This is a genomic window from Stenotrophomonas sp. STEN020 (genome assembly GCF_056760195.1).
In genome coordinates this window covers 1-14,659 of the sequence record NZ_JBRREI010000012.1, presented here as the reverse complement: position 1 = coordinate 14,659, position 14,659 = coordinate 1, and the positions used below count along the sequence as shown (strand labels likewise).

Below are 14,659 nucleotides of genomic sequence, written 5' to 3'. Positions count from 1 at the left end.
GTGCTGCGTGGGTTTTGCCTGTGGCTGGTGTCGTGAGGGAGTTCCGCCCGCCGTCGCTCGCGACAGCGCCTTCATCAGTTGGGCGGGACTATCCGCTTGTTCTGTGGAATCTGACCTCTGCTGGCACCCTCCGCGTCGGTAGTGGCCGGTTCACGCGTGCCTGCCGAATGTCTGATGAAATCGCCGCCTATCCTTGAGGTGATGTGATGTTGAACCGTAGGCAGTTTCTTGCGCAGCTCTCCGTTGGCCTTGGCGCGGCGGCATCTATCAAAAGTGGCTTGTGTGCGCCGTTGGATGCAGCAGGGCAGGGCTGGCGCATGCCGGCGGAGGAGGTGGCGCAGGAGCGTGTGTTTCTGGCCTATGCCGCATCCAAGGCTGTCTGGCGTGATTGGGCTGCGCCTGTGAACAGGACTGTCGCGCTGCTCGCCCGCACGATTTCCCGCTATCAACCCGTCACTGTGCTTTGCCGTCAGGCGCAGGAGGCTGAGGCTCGGCGTGCTTGCGGCAATGCCAATATCCGCTACATGCCGATGCCGCTCGATGACATATGGGTACGCGATTACGGCGGTTGTTTTGTGCTCGGGCGCGATGCGCAGCTCGGGCTGGTTGATTTCAACTTCAACGGCTGGGGGCGCAAGCAGGCCTATGCTGGCGATACCGCCGTGGCGAAGGTGCTGGGCGATGATCTGCAGGCGCGCTATATGCGCAGTCGGCTCACTGGCGAAGGTGGCGGCATCGAGGTGGACGGTGATGGCACGGCGATCATGACCGAGAGTTGCTGGGTCAACGATAACCGCAACCCGGGCATGAGTCGTGCGCAGATCGAAGATGAGCTGAAGTCGCTGCTTGGCCTACGCAAGATCATCTGGCTGCCGGGAATCAAGGGGCAGGACATCACTGATGCCCACGTTGATTTCTATGCGCGATTCGCGTCACCGGGTGTCGTTATCGCCAACCTCGACAACGATCCGGAGTCCTATGATTTTGCGGTTACGCGTCGGCACCTGGAGATACTCCGGGCGGCGACCGACGCTGATGGGCGACGCCTGCAGGTGCACACGCTGTCGCCGCCCGAGGCGCCGCGTGACAACGTCTACACGCGGGAGGCTGACTACGCTGCTGGATACATCAACTTCCTGCCGATCAATGGTGCGGTCATCGCGCCCGAGTTCGGTGATGCCGAGGCCGATGCGCGCTGCAGGGATCTGCTGAAGTCGCTCTATCCGGGGCGGGAGGTCGTCCAGATCAATATCGACCCGATCGCCGCTGGTGGCGGCGGCATTCACTGCGTGAGCAAGAATCTTCCGGTTTTTGGTAGGGCGCAGCGCCAAGTGGGTGTGGCCGGGCATTGATGATCGGCGCGTGCCGCCGATGTCCGACCGCTTGGGTGGGGCTGGATCGCCGGAATGTCGATTGCTGAAGGCTGGAGGCTATCGACACCCTCACTTGGTTGCTGATTTCATTGGCTTTGTGGGGCTTTCGGGGTGGTGCCCAGTTGCTTTTCTGAAGCGGCGGAGGTGCATTGATGCTGGCGAGTGTCAGCCGCGCAGGCGGGCGTTCAGCCTTCTGGTGCTGACAGTGAGTTGGCGGCGCGGAAAGCCCCAGAGCAGGTTTGCCCCGATTGGTTTAATATCTCCATAACAACCCCTTCGGCAATCAAGGTGGCCCGCGCGAAACGCCGGCCGAGCGTGTGACATGAGCACTACCATCGCCCACTGCTGAATCCCGCCACCGCCCTGATGCAGGCGCCGTCGTGGCGCTTTTTTATTGCCCAGAATTCCGTGAATCCCGTGAAACCGCGCCTGTTGGCGTTGTTTCCAGCCCGCCCGGCGGGCCGTGACCTTTGGTGAATCCCATGATCAACATCACTCTCCCAGACGGCAGCGTCCGTCAGTTCGAAAACCCGGTCAGCGTCATGGACGTTGCCCAGTCCATTGGTGCGGGTCTGGCCAAGGCCACCATTGCCGGCGCCGTTGATGGCGTGCAGGTTGATGCCAGCGACGTGATTGATCACGACGCATCGCTGCGCATCATCACCGCCAAGGACGAGGAGGGCGTGGAGATCATCCGCCACTCCTGCGCCCACCTGGTCGGCCATGCCGTAAAGCAGCTGTATCCGGAGGCCAAGATGGTGATCGGTCCGGTCATCGCCGAAGGCTTCTACTACGACATCTACAACGAGCGCCCGTTCACGCCGGAAGACATGGCGGCGATCGAGAAGCGCATGGGCGAGCTGATCGCGCAGGACTACGACGTCGTCAAGAAGGTTACGCCGCGCGCGGAAGTGATCGAAATCTTCAAGGCGCGTGGCGAGGACTACAAGCTGCGCCTGATCGAAGACATGTCCGATGACGTCACCGCGATGGGCATGTACTACCACCAGGAATACGTGGACATGTGCCGTGGCCCGCACGTGCCGAACACGCGTTTCCTGAAGTCCTTCAAGCTGATGCGCATCTCTGGTGCGTACTGGCGCGGCGATGCCAAGAACGAGCAGCTGCAGCGCATCTACGGCACCGCATGGGCCGACAAGAAGCAGCTTGAGGCCTACATCAAGCGCATCGAAGAAGCTGAAATGCGCGACCACCGCCGCATCGGCAAGCAGCAGGATCTGTTTCATCTGCAGGAAGAGGCGCCGGGTCTGGTGTTCTGGCACCCGAAGGGCTGGTCGATCTGGCAGGTCGTCGAGCAGTACATGCGCAATGTTTACCGTGAGAGTGGTTACGGCGAAGTGCGTTGCCCGCAGATCCTCGACGTGAGCCTGTGGAAGAAGTCCGGTCACTGGGACAACTACCAGGACAACATGTTCTTCACCGAGTCGGAGAAGCGCACCTATGCGCTGAAACCGATGAACTGCCCGGGTCACGTGCAGCTGTTCAACCAGGGCCTGCACAGCTACCGCGACCTGCCGATCCGCTACGGCGAGTTCGGTGCTTGCCATCGCAATGAGCCGTCCGGCGCGCTGCACGGCATCCTGCGCGTGCGTGGTTTCACCCAGGACGATGGCCACATCTTCTGCACCGAGAGCCAGGTAGAAGCCGAAGTGACGGCCTTCCACCAGCAGGCGCTGGCGGTGTACAAGGCGTTCGGTTTCGAGGAAATCCAGATCAAGATCGCGCTGCGTCCGGAATCGCGTCTGGGCGACGACGAAACCTGGGACAAGGCTGAGGGCGCGCTGCGCACCGCGCTGTCCAGCTGCGGTGTCGAGTGGCAGGAACTGCCGGGTGAAGGCGCGTTCTACGGCCCGAAGATCGAGTACCACCTGAAGGACGCCATCGGCCGCACCTGGCAGCTGGGCACCATGCAGGTCGATTTCATGATGCCGGGCCGCCTTGGTGCCGAATACGTCGATGAAAACAGCCAGAAACGGCATCCGGTGATGCTGCACCGTGCGATCGTGGGCTCGATGGAGCGTTTCCTGGGCATTCTGATCGAGCAGCACGCCGGTTCGTTCCCGACCTGGCTGGCGCCGGTGCAGGTGATGGTGGCCAATATCACCGACGCCCAGGCCGATTACGTCGAGGAAGTTCGCAAAAGCCTTGCAAATCAAGGCTTCCGGGTTGACGCCGATTTGCGCAACGAGAAGATCGGCTATAAGATTCGCGAGCATACGCTGCAGCGCGTACCGTACCTGCTGGTCATTGGTGACCGCGAGAAGGAAAACGGGGCCGTGGCCGTGCGCACGCGGTCCGGTGAAGACCTTGGTTCGATGTCGGTTCAGGCCTTCGTCGAACGGCTGCAGGCAGAATTGAAACATTGAAGTAAGTAGGGCCCCGGCCCCGGCGGACACTCCGCAGGGCCGGTACTAATCCACTTGGAGATTGCAATATCAGTATCCCTGACAACAAACAGAACCGCCGTAATCAGGAAATCCGGGTGCCGCGCGTACGCGTGATCGGCAGTGACGGTGAAATGATTGGCGTGTTGTCGCGCGACGAAGCGCTGTCCATGGCCGAAGACGAAGGCCTGGACCTGGTTGAAATCCAGCCGCAGGCCGATCCGCCGGTCTGCAAGATCATGGATTTCGGCAAGTTCAAGTTCGAAGCGCAGAAGAAGGCCAACGAGGCCAAGAAGAAGACCAAGCAGGTCGAGATCAAGGAAGTGAAGTTCCGTCCGGTCACGGACGAGGGCGACTACCAGATCAAGCTGCGCAAGATGCGCGGTTTCCTCGAAGAGGGCGACAAGATCAAGGTCAACATCCGCTTCCGTGGCCGCGAAATGAGCCATCAGGAACTGGGTCGCGAAATGGCCAACCGGATCGAGGCTGATCTGGGTGAGGACATCGTGATCGAGTCCCGTCCGCGCCTGGAAGGCCGGCAGATGGTCATGATGATCGCGCCGAAGAAGAAGTAAGCCGTCGGCCCTCGGGTCTGCTGCTTTGCTGAACAGGGAGGGGCTTCGGCTGCCTCCCTGTTTGCATGCCTGTTCAGCTATTTTGGGTGCCAACCTGCTTGCAGTTTGCAAGTGGCTGGTGCGCAAGGCATAATGGGCGACCCGGTTCGCCGGGTTTGTTGTTTGCTTCACCCAGGACCTGCCTGCCTCCAGTGGGAGTGTGGGCTTTAAACAGACAAGGGCAGGGACGGAAAGTGTGGGTAAAACCACCGCCCAGTCAGTGAAAAGAGACCATCAAGGACATAGCAATGCCCAAGATCAAGACCAACCGGGCGGCGGCCAAGCGTTTCCGCAAGACCGCCTCCGGCAAGTACAAGTGCGGTCACGCCAACCGTAGCCACATCCTCACGAAGAAAGCGACCAAGCGGAAGCGTAACCTGCGTCAGACGAATCACGTCCGCGCAGAAGACGCAGGCCGTCTGGACCGTATGCTTCCCTACCTCTGAGGACTGAACCATGGCACGAGTAAAGCGTGGTGTGCAGGCGCGCCGCCGCCACAAGAAAGTATTGGATCTCGCCAAGGGCTATTACAACGCCCGTCGCAAGGTCTTCCGCGTTGCCAAGCAGGCAGTCATCAAGGCACAGCAATACGCCTACATTGGCCGTAAGCAGAAGAAGCGCAATTTCCGTTCGCTGTGGATCACCCGCATCAATGCGGCTGCCCGCATCAACGGCCTGAGCTACAGCCGTTTCATGAACGGCCTGCTGAAGGCTGGTATCACCCTGGACCGTAAGGTTCTGGCTGATATCGCCGTGCACGACGCAGCCGGTTTTGCCGCTCTGGCAGAAAAGGCCAAGGGCGCACTGGCGGCATAAGTTCTTCTTGCAGCAGTTGTAGCGTTCACGCGCAGCGGCTGTGGTGAGACAATGCATGGGGAAGGGCGCAAGTCCTTCCCCATTCTTTTTTGTGCTGGTTGCCGCTGCCGATGGTTGCGCGGCGGTCAGCCACTGGTGGCGACGGGGGTCGGCCCGGCGCGTACCGCGTAGGCAAGCCGGCCAGAGGTTTCGTCGATCCCATGAGTGACATCCAATCCTTGACCGCGCAGGCGCTGGCCGATGTGGCCGCGGCGCAGAGCCCGGAAACGCTGGAAAACCTGCGTGTTTCGCTGTTGGGCAAGAGTGGCAGCATCACTGCCCAGCTCAAGCAGCTTGGCGCATTGCCGGCCGACGAGCGCAAGGCGGCAGGCGAGGCGATCAACATCGCGCGCGACGCCGTGTCCTCGGCCCTGGGTGAGCGCAAGACGCTGCTGGAAAACGCCGCGCTGGATGCACGTCTGGCTTCTGAAAGCATCGATGTCACCTTGCCGGGCCGTCATGGCGAGCGCGGCGGCCTGCACCCGGTCACGCGCACCCTGGAGCGCATCACCGAAATCTTCGCCCGCCTCGGTTACGAACTGTCCGAAGGCCCGGAAATCGAAGACGACTGGCACAACTTCGAAGCGCTGAACTTCCCGCCGCACCACCCGGCGCGCGCCATGCACGACACCTTCTACTTCGGCGACGGCCGCCTGCTGCGCACGCATACCTCCGGTGTGCAGGTGCGCTACATGGGCGAGCACAAGCCGCCGCTGCGCATGATCGCGGCTGGCAAGGTGTACCGCAGCGACAGCGACCAGACCCATTCGCCGATGTTCCATCAGGTTGAAGGTCTGCTGGTGGATGAGCACTCCAACTTCGCCGACCTCAAGGGCACCTTGTCCGAGTTCGTGCGCGCCTTCTTCGAGCGCGATTTCGAGATGCGTTTCCGCCCGAGCTACTTCCCGTTCGTGGAGCCGGGTGCGGAAGTGGATATCGCCTGGCAGCAGCCCGATGGCAGCACCCGCTGGCTGGAAGTGCTGGGCTGCGGCATGGTCCACCCGAACGTGTTGAAGTCGGTTGGCATCGATCCGGAGCGTTACACCGGCTTCGCCTTCGGCCTGGGCGTTGAGCGTTTTGCGATGCTGCGTTACGGCGTCAATGACCTGCGCGCCTTCTTCGAAAACGACGTCCGCTTCCTCAAGCAGTTCGCCTAAAGGCGAACTGTGTAGTGCCGAGCCATGCTCGGCAGCTTCCAAACGTTGACCAACCCCAGGCGCAAAGCGCCGGGTATCAACAAAAAACCGCAACGGGAGGCCCGCCTCCCATCAAGGTAAACACATGAAATTCTCTGAAAGCTGGCTGCGCAGCCACGTACCGACCACCGCATCGCGCGACGAACTCAGTGCCGTGCTGACTGCCATCGGTCTGGAAGTCGAAGAAGTCACCGCGCTGGGCGCAGGCCTGGATAACGTGGTGGTCGCGCGCATCGTCGAAGCGACCCGCCATCCGGAAGCCGACCGTCTGCAGATCTGCAAGGTCGACGCAGGCCAGGCCGAGCTGCTGCAGATCGTCTGCGGCGCGCCGAATGCGCGCCCGGGTCTGGTTGCACCGCTGGCAATGGTTGGCGCGCAGATCGGCGAGCTGAAGATCAAGCCGGCCAAGCTGCGCGGCGTGGAATCCAACGGCATGCTGTGCTCGGCCAAGGAGCTGGGGCTGGACAACGACGCTTCCGGCCTGCTGGAACTGCCGGACGGCGCACCGGTCGGCACCGCGCTGGTTGAGTACCTCGGCCTGCCGGACGCCAGCATCGAGATCAAACTCACTCCGAACCGCGCCGATTGCTTCAGCGTGCGTGGCATCGCCTTCGACGTGGCTGCCGCTACCCGCAGCGAAGTGAAGCCGTTTGCCGCCGATGCCGTGCCGGCACAGGGTGCACGTGAACTGAGCATCCAGCTCGAAGCCGGTGCTGAGGCGCCTCGTTACCTCGGCCGCGTGATCGAAGGCGTCAACGCCGCCGCGACCACGCCGCTGTGGATGGCCGAGCGCCTGCGCCGCAGTGGTGTTCGTCCGGTGTCGCTGCTGGTCGATATCACCCAGTACGTGATGCTGGAACTCGGTCAGCCGATGCATGCTTATGACCTGGATACGCTGAAGGGGCCGATTGCCGTGCGCCGTTCGCGTGCCGGTGAAAGCCTCAAGCTGCTGGACGGACGCGACGCCGCGCTGGATGACAGCTTCCTGGTGGTGACCGATGCCGACCGTCCGGTCGGCCTGGCTGGCCTGATGGGTGGCTTCGATACCCGCGTCACCGATGCGACCAGCAAGGTATTCCTGGAGGCTGCGCATTTCGCCCCGGCGGCGATCATGGGCCGCGGCCGCAAGCTCGGCCTGCACACCGATGCCGGTCACCGCTTCGAGCGTGGCGTCGATCCGCAGCTGCCGCGCACCGCCATCGAGTACGCCACCAAGCTGGTAGTGGAACTGGCTGGCGGTACGCCGGCGCCGGTCACCGAAGCCGTGCGCGAAGCCGACTTGCCGGTCGCCGCCAGGATCCTGCTGCGTCGCGCCCGCATCGTGCGCGTGCTCGGCATCCAGATTGAAGACGCCGAAGTGGAGCGCATCCTGCGCGCGCTTGGCATGCAGGTCGAGACTGTTGCCGATGGCTGGACCGTTACCGGCCCGAGCCGTCGCTTCGATATCGCCATCGAAGAAGACCTGATCGAAGAACTGGCCCGTATCCACGGCTATGAGTCGATCCCGACCACCTTGCCGGGCGGCGCTGCACGTATCGCCATGCCCAGCGAAACCCGTCTGGATGACCTCAGCTTGCGCCGCCAGCTGGTGGCCCGCGAAATGCTGGAAACCATCAACTTCGCCTTCGTTGATGCCGAGCTGCTGAAGCAGTGGCAGCAGAGCGAAGGTCTGGTTGCGCTGGCCAACCCGCTGTCGGCCGAGCTGGCAGTGATGCGTCCGTTACTGCTGCCGGGTCTGGTGGCAACGCTGGGCCGCAACGTCGCCCGTCAGGCTGGTCGCGTGCGTCTGTTCGAGATCGGTCGCGTGTTCGCCGCGCAGGCTGGCGAGGGCAAGCCCGCGCCGAAGGAAACCGTTCGCATTGCAGCTGCCGTGTGCGGCGATGCCGCCACCCTGCAGTGGGGCGAGAAGGCGCGCAAGGTCGATTTCCATGACCTGAAGGGTGATCTGGAATCGCTGGCTGCCGCTTCCGGCGCAGTCCTGGAGTTCCGTGCCTCGCAGCGCCCGTATGCACACCCGGCCCGCTCGGCGGACATCTGGCGTGATGGCGAGTGCATCGGCTGGATCGGCCAACTGCACCCGCGCCTGACCAAGGCCATGGACGTGGACGCCGATGTCTACGCTTTCGAGCTGGACCTGGCTCCGCTGGCTGCGCGTTCGCTGCCGCGTTCCAGTGAGCTGTCGCGCTTCCCGGCGGTCCGTCGGGATCTGGCCGTGGTCGTGGCTGAATCGGTCAGCTGGGCTGAGCTGTCGGCAACCATCCGGGCATCTGCTGGCGAACTGCTGCGTGACGTGGCGCTGTTTGACCGTTATGTCGGCCAAGGCGTCGAGCCGGGTTTCAAGAGTTTGGCTATGGGCTTGATTTTGCAGGACAAGTCGCGCACATTGACGGACCGTGACGTGGAAGCCGTAGTCACCGACGTGGTGACGGCGATTGATCATGGGCACGGCGCAAAGATCCGTGGCTGAGGCGGGATACAGGGAGCAGGCATGGCATTGACCAAGGCGGAGATGGCGGATCGTTTGTTCGACGAAGTCGGTCTGAACAAGCGCGAGGCCAAGGAGTTTGTCGACGCGTTTTTCGATGTGTTGCGCGATGCATTGGAACAGGGACGTCAAGTGAAGCTGTCGGGCTTCGGCAATTTCGATCTGCGGCGCAAGAACCAGCGCCCGGGTCGCAACCCAAAGACCGGCGAGGAAATTCCGATTTCCGCCCGTACGGTAGTCACCTTCCGTCCGGGCCAGAAGCTCAAGGAGCGGGTGGAGGCATATGCTGGATCCGGGCAGTAACCGCGAACTTCCGCCGATTCCGGCCAAGCGTTACTTCACCATTGGTGAAGTGAGCGAGCTGTGCGACGTCAAGCCGCACGTGCTGCGCTATTGGGAAACCGAGTTCCCCAGCCTTGAGCCAGGCAAGCGCCGTGGCAACCGTCGTTACTATCAGCGCCATGACGTGCTGATGGTGCGGCAGATCCGCGGTCTGCTGTACGAACAGGGCTACACCATCGGTGGCGCCCGCCTGCGATTGGAAGGCGAGGGCGCCCGCGAAGAGTCGGCGCTGAGCAACCAGATCATCAAGCAGGTGCGCATGGAGCTGGAAGAAGTACTGCAACTGCTCCGTCGCTGAACTTTTTGTGTGAAAACCGGTATAATCACCGGCTCGTCGCAAGGCGAAAGCAGTAACGATCGGGGCGTAGCGCAGCCTGGTAGCGCATCTGCCTGGGGGGCAGAGGGTCGTCGGTTCAAATCCGGCCGTCCCGACCACTACTGCATCACGAACAAGGGCTTGCGCTTCATTGCGCAGGCCCTTTTTCGTTGTTGTTGCCAGCTGTCCGCTACTTCGCTGACGAGCCACGAGGCACTGGCTGGATGCAGTGGAGCAGTGATTGGCCGCAACCAGTTTCGGGGCATCCCCTGCAGGCTGTCCTCAGGACGACTCCCCTAATGCATGAATCCTGGGCGCGCAGGGCGCTATGCTCAGGCCAGATATGGGACCGCCAGTGCCGGGTCGGGTTCGTGTCCTGCCCGTGTCGGGCTGATGTCGTTACCCGCGACCGGGAACGTCGGGATGATGTTGGTGAGCCAAACAACTGATTCAAGGAATCTTTCATGCACATCAACAGCGCCCGACTTCGCGAGCTCCGCACCGGCCGGCAATGGTCGCAGGAGCAGTTGGCCAATCTGAGCGGTTTGAACCTGAGGACCATCCAGCGCCTGGAGTCAGGCGCGAAGATCTCGACGGAATCCTTGCGGGCACTGGCTGCCGTCTTCGAGGTGCCTGCCGAAAGCCTGCTGACTGGTACTCCGTCCCCCAGTCAGCCAGCGCTGGAGGCAATGCGCGACGGCGTGCTGCGCGGGCTTGAGTTCACTGGCACAACCCCGCGGGCGGACTTCTGGTGGTTCGCCCTGGCTGTGGCGATGGTGCTTGCCTTCGCCCAGCTTTTCGCTGAAGCCATTGGCCAGTGGGCGCTGGAAATCGCTTCGCTGGTGGTGCTGCTGCCCTGGATAGCGGCCTGCACCCGGCGCCTGCGCGACGCTGGTTTCAATCCGTGGTGGCAGCTGATCAGTCTGGCGCCGGTGGGGGGCATCCTTGTGCTGCTCTATCTGCTCACCTATCCCACCAAGGCGAAGGAGCCGGCCGGGGTGGCTACGGGATGAGTAAAGGAGTCCTTCGCCAGTTCTCTCTTTCGGCGTACACACTTATTGAAAGATCAGTCCCAACTCCAGTTCCAGTTCCAGTTCCAGTTGGGCAGGGTTCGAGAATCGAGGCACCCCGCATTCAGATCAGCCACCCGATCAAGCGAGAGCCACTCTGGCCGGATGAGTTCAGGGCTGATTAGCCATTCAAGGCGGCATCACTTGGTTGAAGGCATTGCTGTCTCAGATCCCAGCCTCTGAGACGCCATCGCGCCATGCTGGGCCATGCTTCCAGACAACTTCAAATGGGCGAAGGTCGCAGACTTCGAGAGCCAGCTGACGGCGATCTACGTCAACGAGATTGCTGTATCCCGATTGGTCGAGCGGCTGGACGGATCGTGGTTCGTGAATCTGGCGTACCACCTGCCCCCAGCTGGCGGAGCGGTGCTGCATCCGCCGCGCAACTGCCGGAGCTACGAGACCGGCAAGGCGGGATGCGAGGAATGGGCGCGGCGAAATGAGCGCAGATTGCGAGCTGAGACGGCAGCGATTGCGTTCAAGAAGTGGGGACATCGGTAGCGTCAGCTGCCTCTGAACTTGTCACTGCGCAGGTCGGTCTCGCTGTGACTCGTTTAGGCTCCGGCACGGTGCTGCGTGTGAAATGGTCGCGCCTGCACGCCGATATCAGCCTTGGTAGGCAAACCTCGGCTGAGAAACACCTTCGACAGTCACCTGTTCCACGAACATCGCATAGGGCCGGGCCCACACACCCAGGTCGCCATACAGCGGCTTGTAGAGCACCAGCGCTTCCAACGTTTCGCTGCTCCGGGCGAGGCCGATGACCTCGTATTCGCCGCCTTTGAAATGGCGATAGCGTCCAGGCATCAGACTGGGAAGAGGCGGTAGGTCGGACATTGACGATTTCTCTATCGGGTAGGGCGGCGGATCGTAGCGGCCGGAAGAAAGGGCTGTCTGCGCACTGAAATTGAGGCCGATGCCGATCCGTGGCGAGAGGCGCATATTGGCTCAAGCATGCTCGTGCCGGTCAAATCCCGAAGAACAGTGGAAGTGTCGCCTCAACGCATTGACGTAAACCCGTCGCTGATTTTTGCTCAGGCCAGGGGCCGCCAAGAGTGACAGGTAACTGGTTTCTATCCTCAGGGCTTGCCCAGGTAGCCTTCCAGGACTTGCCTGGCCAGCGTCAGGTTGGCCACGATGCTGGGGCCGAGGAGAGCTCGCGTGGCTGGGCCATTGGTGAGGCTCAAACCGCGAATATCGAGAGACTGCCTGATGCGCTTGCCCACGAATCTCTCCAATATTGGAGATGCGGGCAATGAGGCGCGGATCCCGCGCATCTCGATGATCGCCTCGCGCCAGGCTTTTTCATCCGGGGTGGGGGAAGAGAAGACGGTGATAAGCCTGTCCAAGGTGTTCAACATGTCGTGAAGCAGCTCGTCTTTGGCCACGTTCCTCTCCTTCTACAAAGGGTGGATTTTACTGGCTGTCAAATGGGCATTCAAACCTGCCGGTGCGGCGCAATGCTTCCGGCAACGCTGTTGTGGGCATGGGCTGTTTGCGTGCTGGGTAGCTTGTCAATCCAGGCTGCTGGCAGCCTCCAGAACGTTGTTGCGCGCGTGTGCAATGCTCTCGCGCGATACTTTGCATGCGATGGCCCGACGGGTTGGCTGGGAAGCTGCAAGGTCATCACAATCTTTTGCGGGCTTGCGGCTGAAAATATGGCAGTAGCCCTGGAGAGCACCGATGAAATCCGTTGTAATTTGTTTAGCTGCCTTGTCGTTGTTTGGCTCGGTTGCAGCCTGTGCGCCGAAAAATGACACCACTACCGAGGCTAGTCAGAAGCGTGTAGGCATGGCCAATCCCGCGTCCGAATATTGCGTGAAAAAGGGCGGCAAGGTCGAAATCAAGAAAAACAGCGAAGGTGGCGAATACGGCATCTGCCACCTTGCCGATGGCACCCAGATCGAAGAATGGGAGCTGTTCCGTCGCGACAACGCGGCCGGCAACAAATAAGGGGGCTGGGTGTTTGGTTGGGATGCCCTTGCGTATCCTGTTTCAAGGACGAGCAGGATGACCAGAGCTCAGCCCTGCGCGATGCGATGTAGTGCCGAGCCACGCTCGGCTCGCTGGCATCACTGACGCGAAAACCGCTGCCGGTACTGCATGGGCGTGAGGTGGGTGAGCTCCTTGAACATGCGCTGCAGGTTCGAGTCGCTGCTGAAGCCCAGTTCGTTGCTGATTGTTGAAAGCGGCGCCGAGGTCAGCGTCAGGCGTTCGGCTACCTGCGCCAGTTTGATGCGGCGCGAGTACGTTGCTGCGGCGTAGCCAGTCTCGTCCTTCACCTTGCGCGCAAGCGTGCGGCTGGACATGCCCAGTAGTTCTGCGAGCTTGTCCACTGTCAGCTGATCTGCGGGCAATGCTTCGATCGACGCGTGCAGCTTGCGCAGCAAGTCGCTGGGTTGCTGGATGAGGCTGAGCGCCTGGAAAACATTGTGGGTTTGTGCGGGCCTTGGCAGCACCATCAGCTTGACCAGGTCCTGCAGGATGGCCGGACTGACTGCCTGTTCAATCAGATTCTGCGCAATCGGCAGGTAGCCGCTGACGCCGCTTGCGGTGGCATGTCGTGCTGCATAGATGCAGGTGTTCTCTGCCTGCCAGCGTATCTTCGGATGGTGCTTGCGCAGGGTGTCGAGCAGCCACCAGGTGGCGGTGGCTGCTTGCCCGTCCAGGCGCCCACTGGCTGCAGCGAGGCTGACGCCGACGCAATAGCTCCACAGTCGGGCGCGCTTTGGAAACCGCGAAAGCGCCCGAATCAGTGCAGCGTTGTTCTGCAGTGCGGCTTCCACCTCGGCTGCGGATTCGGCCCAGAATCCGGGTACGAGCACGGCATCGAGAAGTGGGTCATCGATGCTGCTGTGGGCCTGCATTTCCAGACCTTGGCTGCAGTTGACCGGCCCGGCTTTCAAGCCGACGAACCGGGTTTGGAACAGCGGCTTGCCGGTGCGGCGATTGGCTGCATGCAGCAGGTCGGCAAAGGCAAGCAGGCCGGCAGGCATGCAGCCGGGAAAGAGCAAGAGGCCGATCTGGCAGGTTTTTGGCATGGCTGGTATTGAATGGAATATGGCGTTTCTTGCCATTATCAGGCAGGCCGTACCGGCTCACCATGGGCGCCTCTTTCCATCGGCCATGCCATGAAAATCCAGCAGCTCCGCAATGCCACGATCATTGTTGAAATCGGTCCGCATCGAATCTTGGTCGATCCGATGTTGGCAGGCAGGGCGGTGTTGCCGCCGCTGCGCCTGTTTGCCGGTCTGCAGCGCAACCCGCTGGTGGATCTGCCAGCGGAAGCCGAGCCGTCGCTGCAGTCGGTTACCCATTGCCTGATCACCCACTGCCAGAAAGGTCACTTCGATCACCTGGATCGTGCCGGCAAACGCTGGTTGCGCGAGCGCCGCATTCCGGTGATCTGCACGCCGCATGATGCTGGGCATCTGGCGACGCGCGGCTTGAACGTGCAGCCATTGCCTGCGGCGCACGAACTCGGAAGTCCTTTTCTAGGCGGGAGCATTCGTACCGTGCGCTGCACTCACGGACGTGGTGTGATCGGGCGCTTCATGGAGCACGGCGTGGGCTATCTGATTGAGATCCCCGGCGAGCCTCGTCTGTATCTGTCTGGCGACACCGTGCTTACGCCCGCCGTCGAAGATTTCGTGCGCAGGCATCAGCCGGATGTCTGTGTCATTCCAGCCGGCGGCGCGCGGTTTGATCTTGGTGGGGAGATCATCATGGGCCTTGATGAGGCGCTGGCGTTTGCGCGCATTGCCGAAGGCGTTGTTGTTGCCAATCATCTGGAGGCGTTGAGCCATTGTCCGGTGAGTCGGCAGGCGTTGCTGCTGGCTGCGCGGGAGGCCGGGCTGGCGGATCGCCTGTGGGTTCCAGCTGATGGTGAGGTGCTCGAGTTCTGAGCAGATGTAGTGCCGAGCCAAACAAGAGGAAGAGGGGGGGCGGGGAAGACACCACCCCCGCCCAGGGCGGGCCCGACAAGTTTTTGGTGGGGGTTGTT

At 61.8% G+C, this 14,659-nt stretch carries 16 protein-coding genes and 1 tRNA gene; 14 read left to right on the top strand and 3 right to left on the bottom strand.

Annotation, left to right across the window (positions count from 1 at the left end):
• Nucleotides 1-206: 206 nt before the first annotated feature.
• From ACVOLZ_RS07160 to ACVOLZ_RS07105, 12 genes are all read left to right on the top strand, one after another.
• The gene (locus ACVOLZ_RS07160) at nt 207-1,352 is read left to right on the top strand and encodes an agmatine deiminase family protein (RefSeq protein ID WP_481515575.1); all 1,146 of its coding nucleotides are present in this window, start codon (nt 207-209) and stop codon (nt 1,350-1,352) included.
• Between the two features lie 503 nt (nt 1,353-1,855).
• Nucleotides 1,856-3,760, top strand: coding sequence for a threonine--tRNA ligase (thrS, locus tag ACVOLZ_RS07155; RefSeq protein ID WP_481515574.1), 1,905 nt, complete (start codon nt 1,856-1,858; stop codon nt 3,758-3,760).
• Nucleotides 3,761-3,828: 68 nt separating this feature from the next.
• Nucleotides 3,829-4,353 carry a translation initiation factor IF-3 gene (gene infC, locus ACVOLZ_RS07150; RefSeq protein ID WP_313319538.1) on the top strand — a complete coding sequence of 175 codons (525 nt, stop codon included), beginning with the start codon at nt 3,829-3,831 and terminating at the stop codon, nt 4,351-4,353.
• 287 nt (nt 4,354-4,640) lie between these two features.
• Nucleotides 4,641-4,838, top strand: a complete 198-nt coding sequence (gene rpmI / locus ACVOLZ_RS07145; RefSeq protein ID WP_002811096.1) for a 50S ribosomal protein L35 — start codon at nt 4,641-4,643, stop codon at nt 4,836-4,838.
• 10 nt (nt 4,839-4,848) lie between these two features.
• The gene (rplT, locus tag ACVOLZ_RS07140; protein ID WP_054657697.1) at nt 4,849-5,208 is read left to right on the top strand and encodes a 50S ribosomal protein L20; all 360 of its coding nucleotides are present in this window, start codon (nt 4,849-4,851) and stop codon (nt 5,206-5,208) included.
• Nucleotides 5,209-5,408: 200 nt separating this feature from the next.
• A complete protein-coding gene (pheS, locus tag ACVOLZ_RS07135; RefSeq protein WP_481515573.1) occupies nt 5,409-6,404 on the top strand; it encodes a phenylalanine--tRNA ligase subunit alpha in 996 nt (331 codons plus the stop codon).
• Nucleotides 6,405-6,528: 124 nt separating this feature from the next.
• Nucleotides 6,529-8,910 carry a phenylalanine--tRNA ligase subunit beta gene (gene pheT / locus ACVOLZ_RS07130; protein WP_481515572.1) on the top strand — a complete coding sequence of 794 codons (2,382 nt, stop codon included), beginning with the start codon at nt 6,529-6,531 and terminating at the stop codon, nt 8,908-8,910.
• A gap of 21 nt (nt 8,911-8,931) precedes the next feature.
• Nucleotides 8,932-9,231: an integration host factor subunit alpha gene (locus ACVOLZ_RS07125; RefSeq protein WP_054657702.1), complete on the top strand. Its 300-nt coding sequence runs from the start codon at nt 8,932-8,934 to the stop codon at nt 9,229-9,231.
• On the top strand, nt 9,212-9,568 hold the full coding sequence (locus ACVOLZ_RS07120) for a MerR family transcriptional regulator (protein WP_303746832.1): 357 nt from the start codon (nt 9,212-9,214) through the stop codon (nt 9,566-9,568). The genes ACVOLZ_RS07125 and ACVOLZ_RS07120 overlap by 20 nt, the downstream gene beginning before the upstream one ends.
• 60 nt (nt 9,569-9,628) lie before the next feature.
• Nucleotides 9,629-9,705: transfer RNA gene (locus ACVOLZ_RS07115), tRNA-Pro, on the top strand.
• 345 nt (nt 9,706-10,050) lie between these two features.
• Entirely contained in the window at nt 10,051-10,599 is a 549-nt protein-coding gene (locus ACVOLZ_RS07110; RefSeq protein WP_481515571.1) for a DUF805 domain-containing protein, read from the top strand.
• A gap of 264 nt (nt 10,600-10,863) precedes the next feature.
• Nucleotides 10,864-11,157 (top strand): hypothetical protein, encoded by a 294-nt coding sequence (locus ACVOLZ_RS07105; protein WP_481515570.1) that lies wholly within the window; start codon nt 10,864-10,866, stop codon nt 11,155-11,157.
• 105 nt (nt 11,158-11,262) lie between these two features.
• Here ACVOLZ_RS07105 and ACVOLZ_RS07100 read toward each other — a convergent pair whose 3' ends face one another.
• The gene (locus ACVOLZ_RS07100) at nt 11,263-11,493 is read right to left on the bottom strand and encodes a DUF1653 domain-containing protein (RefSeq protein ID WP_481515639.1); all 231 of its coding nucleotides are present in this window, start codon (nt 11,491-11,493) and stop codon (nt 11,263-11,265) included.
• Between the two features lie 242 nt (nt 11,494-11,735).
• The gene (locus ACVOLZ_RS07095; protein ID WP_481515569.1) at nt 11,736-12,044 is read right to left on the bottom strand and encodes a hypothetical protein; all 309 of its coding nucleotides are present in this window, start codon (nt 12,042-12,044) and stop codon (nt 11,736-11,738) included.
• A 295-nt stretch (nt 12,045-12,339) separates the two neighbouring features.
• Here ACVOLZ_RS07095 and ACVOLZ_RS07090 point away from each other — a divergent pair, with 295 nt between their 5' ends.
• Nucleotides 12,340-12,609: a putative hemolysin gene (locus ACVOLZ_RS07090; protein WP_481515568.1), complete on the top strand. Its 270-nt coding sequence runs from the start codon at nt 12,340-12,342 to the stop codon at nt 12,607-12,609.
• A gap of 119 nt (nt 12,610-12,728) precedes the next feature.
• Here the strand turns inward: ACVOLZ_RS07090 and ACVOLZ_RS07085 are convergent, their stop codons facing one another.
• Nucleotides 12,729-13,652, bottom strand: coding sequence for a GlxA family transcriptional regulator (locus tag ACVOLZ_RS07085; protein WP_481515567.1), 924 nt, complete (start codon nt 13,650-13,652; stop codon nt 12,729-12,731).
• Nucleotides 13,653-13,787: 135 nt separating this feature from the next.
• Here ACVOLZ_RS07085 and ACVOLZ_RS07080 point away from each other — a divergent pair, with 135 nt between their 5' ends.
• The gene (locus tag ACVOLZ_RS07080) at nt 13,788-14,561 is read left to right on the top strand and encodes an MBL fold metallo-hydrolase (RefSeq protein WP_481515566.1); all 774 of its coding nucleotides are present in this window, start codon (nt 13,788-13,790) and stop codon (nt 14,559-14,561) included.
• Nucleotides 14,562-14,659: the final 98 nt, after the last annotated feature.

Excerpts from the sequence above, each read along its gene's own strand:
- pheS (WP_481515573.1), top strand. The coding sequence starts at position 5,409 with ATGAGTGACATCCAATCCTTGACCGCGCAGGCGCTGGCCGATGTGGCC.
- ACVOLZ_RS07120 (WP_303746832.1), top strand. The coding sequence starts at position 9,212 with ATGCTGGATCCGGGCAGTAACCGCGAACTTCCGCCGATTCCGGCCAAG.
- pheT (WP_481515572.1), top strand. The coding sequence starts at position 6,529 with ATGAAATTCTCTGAAAGCTGGCTGCGCAGCCACGTACCGACCACCGCA.
- ACVOLZ_RS07160 (WP_481515575.1), top strand. The coding sequence starts at position 207 with ATGTTGAACCGTAGGCAGTTTCTTGCGCAGCTCTCCGTTGGCCTTGGC.
- ACVOLZ_RS07090 (WP_481515568.1), top strand. The coding sequence starts at position 12,340 with ATGAAATCCGTTGTAATTTGTTTAGCTGCCTTGTCGTTGTTTGGCTCG.
- ACVOLZ_RS07125 (WP_054657702.1), top strand. The coding sequence starts at position 8,932 with ATGGCATTGACCAAGGCGGAGATGGCGGATCGTTTGTTCGACGAAGTC.
- ACVOLZ_RS07085 (WP_481515567.1), bottom strand. The coding sequence starts at position 13,652 with ATGCCTGCCGGCCTGCTTGCCTTTGCCGACCTGCTGCATGCAGCCAAT.
- ACVOLZ_RS07110 (WP_481515571.1), top strand. The coding sequence starts at position 10,051 with ATGCACATCAACAGCGCCCGACTTCGCGAGCTCCGCACCGGCCGGCAA.
- rplT (WP_054657697.1), top strand. The coding sequence starts at position 4,849 with ATGGCACGAGTAAAGCGTGGTGTGCAGGCGCGCCGCCGCCACAAGAAA.
- ACVOLZ_RS07100 (WP_481515639.1), bottom strand. The coding sequence starts at position 11,493 with ATGTCCGACCTACCGCCTCTTCCCAGTCTGATGCCTGGACGCTATCGC.
- ACVOLZ_RS07080 (WP_481515566.1), top strand. The coding sequence starts at position 13,788 with ATGAAAATCCAGCAGCTCCGCAATGCCACGATCATTGTTGAAATCGGT.
- thrS (WP_481515574.1), top strand. The coding sequence starts at position 1,856 with ATGATCAACATCACTCTCCCAGACGGCAGCGTCCGTCAGTTCGAAAAC.
- rpmI (WP_002811096.1), top strand. The coding sequence starts at position 4,641 with ATGCCCAAGATCAAGACCAACCGGGCGGCGGCCAAGCGTTTCCGCAAG.
- ACVOLZ_RS07105 (WP_481515570.1), top strand. The coding sequence starts at position 10,864 with ATGCTTCCAGACAACTTCAAATGGGCGAAGGTCGCAGACTTCGAGAGC.